At 53.7% G+C, this 6,577-nt stretch carries 2 protein-coding genes and 2 pseudogenes; 2 read left to right on the top strand and 2 right to left on the bottom strand.

What is annotated here, in order from left to right; all coding sequences use genetic code 11:
* Positions 1-4,412, top strand: a pseudogene (locus AAC155_RS22600) (hemagglutinin repeat-containing protein); the annotation flags it as partial.
* Positions 4,413-5,367: 955 nt separating this feature from the next.
* Positions 5,368-6,003, top strand: coding sequence for an SMI1/KNR4 family protein (locus AAC155_RS22590; RefSeq protein WP_205068583.1), 636 nt, complete (start codon positions 5,368-5,370; stop codon positions 6,001-6,003).
* Positions 6,004-6,056: 53 nt separating this feature from the next.
* Here AAC155_RS22590 and AAC155_RS22585 read toward each other — a convergent pair whose 3' ends face one another.
* On the bottom strand, positions 6,057-6,299 hold the full coding sequence (locus tag AAC155_RS22585; protein WP_113044217.1) for a SymE family type I addiction module toxin: 243 nt from the start codon (positions 6,297-6,299) through the stop codon (positions 6,057-6,059).
* Positions 6,300-6,377: 78 nt separating this feature from the next.
* Positions 6,378-6,577 (bottom strand): annotated as a pseudogene (locus AAC155_RS24575) (helix-turn-helix domain-containing protein); the annotation flags it as partial.

Genomic DNA, 6,577 nt, shown 5'->3' with positions numbered 1-6,577 from the left:
TTGAAGCCGGGCGCCACTTGAAGATTAATGCCGACCGGATTAACAACACCAACGCCGGGTTGGTGACTCAGGTCGTCGAAACGGAAAAGTCTCAGCATCACGATGCAGTACTCAGCGGCCAGACCACCCGTTACGACTGGTCACAGGTGGACACTTCCCACCGCAATAAATACAAAGTGCACGATGCCATCATGCCGGATGGCAGCCGCAGTAATGACTTTTACGAATATCAGTACACCCGGACCGTCAAGGAAACTCAGGTTAAACAGAGCGACCCCGGTAAAATTCTGGCCGGGGGTAATATCACGCTCAACAGTGCGCAGGTCACTAATCACGACAGCCAGATTGTCGCCGGCGGGGCGCTGGATGGAGAAATCGGCGAACTGCACAATATTGCCACTCAGGGCGAACGCATCACTACCGATGAAGGTCGCCAGACCCACTGGTACGCCAAAAAGACCAGAAAGAAAAAGTTCGGATTCGGGGGGACCAAAACTTCGCAGGGAAAAAGCCGCAGTCGTTATGCTCCCGCGCCGGTAATAGAAACGATTGACCTGAAAACGCTGGCCTGGCAGGAGCATACCCGCCCGGCGGCCCCCGGTATCACCATCGCCGACCGACAAACCGGTCAGATACACGCGGCCCCCACGGCGGTTACGCCGGTGAACGGTATCAAAAATCAGCCGCTGGTATTGCCCCCCGGTCAGCCGTTTGAACTGAGTTTGCCCCCGGAGACGGTGAAAGGGCAAACAGTCGACCCGGTGATACGCGTGGTGACGCCTGATACCCGCCTGCCGAATAACAGTCTGTATACCGTGCAACCGGCCAGTGACAGCCACTATCTGGTCGAGACCGACCCGAAATTCACCCAGTACAAACAGTGGCTGGGCTCGGACTATATGCGGCAACAGCTCACTCACGACCCGGCGCTGGTTCATAAACGCCTGGGCGATGGGTTCTACGAACAGCGGCTGGTGCGTGACCAAATCACCCAACTGACCGGCCAGCGCTATTTACCGGGCTACAACAACGACGAAGCGCAGTTTAAAGCGCTGATGGATGCCGGTGTCGCCTTTGGCAAACAGCAACAGTTAACGCCGGGTGTGGCGCTGAGTCCGGCACAGATGGCGCTGCTGACCTCAGACATTATCTGGCTGACTAACCAAACCGTCACCTTGCCGGATGGCACTACCGAGGTAGTGACTGTGCCGCAGGTTTATGCGCGTGTCCGTCAGGGCGACCTGCGCAGTGATGGCGCCTTGCTGGCCGGGAATACCGTGGCGCTCAGCAGTCAGGGCGATATCACTAACAGCGGCACCATCAACGGGCGTGACGTCACTCAACTGACGGCCAACAACCTCACCAATAGCGGCTTTATTCGCGGCGGCAAAGTGGATTTAGCGGCCCAACAAACGCTCGCCAACCGGGGCGGCCGGATTCAGGGGGATGACCGGGTGACTCTGAAAGGCCGGGATATCATCAGCGCATCGACCGTGCGCGGGGATGAAGCGAACCGCTGGCAGGACCGTCCGGCAGGCATCTACGTGCAGAACGATAAGGGCGCCTTATCGCTGAGCGCCATTAACAATGTCCAATTAACCGCCAGTGACGTTAAAAACGCCGGTAAAGACGGTCACACCGAGATAACGGCAGGCTATAACCTGACGCTGGACGCCTTAAGCACGCGCCGCACAGAGCAAGGGAATTGGGGGAAAGATAACTATCGCCATCTGACCCAACAACAGGATATCGGCAGCCAGATAACCGGCGCCGGTGATGTGACCCTGCAAGCCGGGCAGGATTTGAACGCCACCGCCGCCCACGTCAACGCCGGTCAACAACTGACGGCGCAGGCCGGAAATAATCTGACGCTGACCACCGGGACGGCCTCATCCGACTTAGTGGAGCACAGCAAGCAAACCAGCAAAGGCTGGCTGTCGAAGTCGTCAGTGGAAACCCACGATGAAGTGCATGACCAACAGGCGCTCAGCACCACATTCAGTGGCGATAAAGTGAATCTCCAGGCCGGAAAAGACCTAAACATCATCGGTAGTAACGTCGCTGGCACGCAGGATGTCAGCCTGAACGCCGGTCATCAGCTCACCGTCACCACCGCTGCGGAAGCGCACGATGAAACCCATTTGCGGCAGGAGAAAAAATCCGGCCTGATGGGGACCGGCGGCATGGGTTTCACCGTTGGCAAAGCCAGCCAGAAAGTCACCACCAACAGTGACAGCCAGCTGAGCAAAGGCAGCACGGTCGGCAGCAGCCAGGGCAACGTCACCCTTAACGCGGGAGAACAACTCCGGGTTCACGGCAGCGAGGTGATTGCCGGTAAAGACCTGACGCTGACCGGTCAACAGGTCGATATCACCAGTGCGGAAAATCGCCATCACACCACGACAAAAACCGAACAAAAACAGAGCGGCTTAACCGTGGCGCTGAGTGGTACAGCAGGCGGGGCCGTCAACAGCGCGGTGCAAACAGCCAGAGCCGCCCGCACTGAAAGTGACCCGCGAGTAAAAGCCCTGCAAAACACTCAAGCCGCCCTCAGCGGCGTGCAGGCGGCGCAGGCTGGCCGACTGGCGGAAGCTCAGGGCAGTGACGACAAAGGCAATAATAATCTGGCCGGGGTGAGCCTGTCCTATGGCCGCCAGTCTTCCCGTTCAGAACAGCAGCACCGCCAGACCACTCAACAGGGCAGCCGTCTCACGGCCGGGGATAACCTCACCATAACCGCCAAAGGGGATGGCAAAGGCGCATCAGGCCAGAATGGCGATATCCGTATTCAGGGCAGCCAGTTACAGGCGGGTAAAGACCTGCAACTGAATGCTAACCGGGATATTCAGCTCTCCTCCAGCCAGAGCACTGAACAGACCACCGGCAAAAACAGCAGCCACGGCAGTTCGCTGGGCATGGGCCTGACCGTGGGACCGGGAGGCACCGGCCTGAGCGTCTCGGCCAATGTCAGTCGGGGCAACGGCCACGAAAACGGCAACGGCGTCAGTCACACTAACACCACGTTACAGGCAGGACAGAGCGTCGGGCTGAACAGTGGCCGGGACACGACGCTAAAAGGCGCTCAGGTCAGCGGCGAGCAGATTACCGCCGACGTAAAACGTCATTTGACATTAAGCAGCGAGCAGGACAGCCAGCGCTATGACAGCCAGCAACACAACGCCAGCGCGGGCGTCAGCGCCACCGTGGGTCCCCTCACTAACGGTACCGCAAGCCTCAATGCCAGCCGCAATAAACTGCACAGCAACTATGACAGCGTGCAGGAGCAGACCGGGCTGTTTGCCGGCAAAGGCGGCTATCAGGTTAACGTCGGTGACCATACCCAACTGGACGGCGCGGTGATAGCAAGTACCGCCGATAAAGCCAAAAACACCCTGAACACCGGGACACTGGGCTTCAAGGACATTCAAAATAAAGCGGACTTTACTGTTGAGCAGCAGAGTGCGGGCGTCAGCCTCGGCCAACCGACCGCCGGTCAGGTTCTGAATAATCTGGCAGTCAATGCGCTGACGGGGACTCATAACTCAGGCCATGACAGCAGCACCACGCACGCGGCGGTCAGTGACGGCAACCTGATTATCCGGGATAAGGCGCACCAGACGCAGGATGTCGCGACCCTCAGCCGCGATACCGATAACGCCGCCAATGTCCTGAGTCCGATATTTGATAAGGAAAAAGAACAGCAACGGTTGAAACAGGCGCAACTGATTGGCGAACTCAGCGCTCAGATGACCGAGATAGTCGGGACGGAAGGGAAAATTATCGCCACCAAAGCGGCGAAAGCGAAGCTGGACCATCTCAGTGAACAGGACAAAGCCAATGCCAGAGAAAAATTGATCAACGCAGGCACTAAACACCCGACTTCGGCGGATATCAATCAACAAATTTATGACACCGCTTACACGCAGGCGCTGAATGACTCGGGCTTTGGGACTGGCGGAACCTATCAGAAAGCGTTACAGGCCGCCACGGCAGCGATTCAGGGGCTGGCAGGGAACAACCTCGGTCAGGCGCTGGCCGGAGGCGCTTCACCGTATCTGGCCGGGGTGATAAAAGCGCTGACGACGGACCCACAAACCCATCAGGTGGATATCGCTACCAATACGCTGGCCCATGCGATTTTAGGGGCGGTGGCGGCGGAAGTGAGCGGTAACAATGCCCTGTCGGGTGCCGCAGGTGCGGCGTCGGGGGAACTGGCCGCGCAGGTCCTGATAAAGCAACTTTACGGTGATGGGGCCAAAGTCAGTGAGTTAACGGAGGAGCAGAAGCAAACTATCAGCACCCTTTCCACCCTAGCAGCAGGACTGGCAGGCGGTATTGCCGGTGACTCCACCGGGAGCGCTGTTACCGGGGCGCAGGCAGGGAAGAACGCAATTGAGAATAATGCGCTGGCCTCCCGAAATCTGGGCGATTGCCGCACGCTGTCACCGGAAGCGTGCGGTAAGGCCAAAGAACTGAGCCAGCGCATTCTGGATAAAGGTCTGCCGTCGGTTGAAGACATGCGCGGTAAACTAGCATCGTGTCAGGATGACCGTTGCCGTAAAGGGGTCTGGACAGAGTACCGGCAGGCCAGTGATGCAACTATCAACAGCCTGAAACAAATGGCGTTGAATGGTGAGTTGAGCCGCGAAGAGCTGGCCTTTATCAACCATGAGTTGGGTAAAGAACTGGCGGTATCAGGATACCGTGCCAATGACAAGATAGGGCGTTCAGAGCAGAGCAGTTGGTTAAATGGTGGCAGTGGACCGCTCTCCGGGTTCTTTAATACTGAATTGCGTCAGAAAGAGCTGGAGAACGCAGGCTTATCCAAAGCCGATGCGGCGCAGTATGTGAAAGAAGAGCAGCGCAACCTGTTGTTGCTGGAGACCGCGACGGGAATTATTGGGGCAAAAGCCAGTGATAAAATGCAGGCGAAACCATCATCTGTACCGTCAATAAAAGGTTCAACTGTTAACAAAGGCAGTAGCTCTGAACAACATACTAATGAGCATAAAGTTATTGTTGTAGATAAAACAAAATATCCAGAATCAGCGAAGCATATTGAAGATGCTCAGAAAGCAGGGCATCCTAATGTGTTGACGATTGATCGTGGAGGCGCTGCTCAGAGGAGAGGAGAATCCTTGAAAAATACTCCTCCGGTGAAAGGTGCAGATCGTGATGAATATCCTCCTGCTATGTTTAAAGAAGGTGGCTCAGGCGCTTCGGTTCGACCAATTACCCCTTCTGATAATAGAGGAGCTGGATCATGTATTGGTCAACAATGTCGCGGATTACCTAATGGTGCGACTGTAATTATAAAGACAGAAAAGACAGACAAATCAGGCAAAATAGAAACGGAGAAATAGAAAAATGTGGCCTTTAACTGACAAATTACTCTCAATTTGTAGTCATGATATTTCTTCGGTTAGATCAGAAAAATATATTGCTTCCAATTATGGAAAATCATTGGTAGATGAATTGAGCTGTTTATTGATTAAAAAAAATGGATTTTATGGCTTTGAGTCTGCATTACGCGTTTTTCCATATGAAACGATAGGTGAAGAGATCGGCTTAATTGATTGGAACAATAATAGGTTATGGATTAACTCGTACGAAGATATGGCTAAGGATGCTCTTTTCTTTGCAGAAGATATCTTTGGAAATCAGTTTTGTTTAAAAGATGATTGTATTCATACATTCGATCCTGAAACGGGATTATTTGATAAATTAGCCGAGAGTATAAATGAATGGAGTGGGATTATCTTGGAAGATTATGAAGTCTTAACTGGATATTCTTTGGCTCATAATTGGCAAAACATTTACGGTCCTATTCAATCTGGCTATCGTTTAGTCCCTAAAATTCCCTTTGTTTTAGGCGGAGAATATGAATTGGAAAATCTTTACTTAGCTCGAACAGGCGAATCAATGAGAGCCAGAGCTGATTTGGCTCTACAAATACGAAATATTCCCGATGGGGCAAGCATTAAAATGGACATAAAAGATTAAAAATCAGTTAGCAAAAAGATCCCAGTCCAAGCACTGGGATCTTTTTTGAGTCGTCAGCTGTTCTCAATGAGCCGGATAATCAACTGCCCCCGTTCAACGGTGATGTTCACTGCCTGTCCGGTGGTAAACCCGGCTTCTTCCAGCCAGTTGCCTTTAAGATGCAGGCTGGGATGCTGACTGTAATAGCGGGTCATGCCAGTGTTGCGATCTTCGTGGCGGGTGCTGGTATACCCCACCTTATAGCTGCGCCGGGCTTTTGAAATCTTCCAATCTGCATTACAATCGCGGTTAGCCATAGTAACTACTCCAATAGTTGCTTACGGTTAGCGGCGGTTCCGTGCTCCAACACGGGATCGCCGCACGTGTTTTATGTCTTACTTCTCGGTGCCTGCTCTGCTGTTGTTACGGGCAAAACGGTTGGCATCGTGTTTTAAAATCAATGACTCCAGTAACACCCTTGCCACTTCTTTCTCTTCCGGTGTGAACTGGCTGATAGCCTCAAACTGCAAACGCAGTTCTTCATCCGGGTTGCGCTCATTCTCGTCAAAAACCAGCGTATCTGCACTGACAGAAA

It is taken from the genome of Photorhabdus sp. HUG-39 (genome assembly GCF_963878365.1).
GTDB classification, from domain to species: domain Bacteria; phylum Pseudomonadota; class Gammaproteobacteria; order Enterobacterales; family Enterobacteriaceae; genus Photorhabdus; species Photorhabdus kayaii.
Note: the sequence above shows the minus strand (reverse complement) of the source record. Positions and strands in the feature narration are given on the sequence as shown.

Bases quoted from the DNA above. Each gene is read 5' to 3' on its own strand.
- AAC155_RS22590 (WP_205068583.1), top strand. From the start codon at position 5,368: ATGTGGCCTTTAACTGACAAATTACTCTCAATTTGTAGTCATGATATT.
- AAC155_RS22585 (WP_113044217.1), bottom strand. From the start codon at position 6,299: ATGGCTAACCGCGATTGTAATGCAGATTGGAAGATTTCAAAAGCCCGG.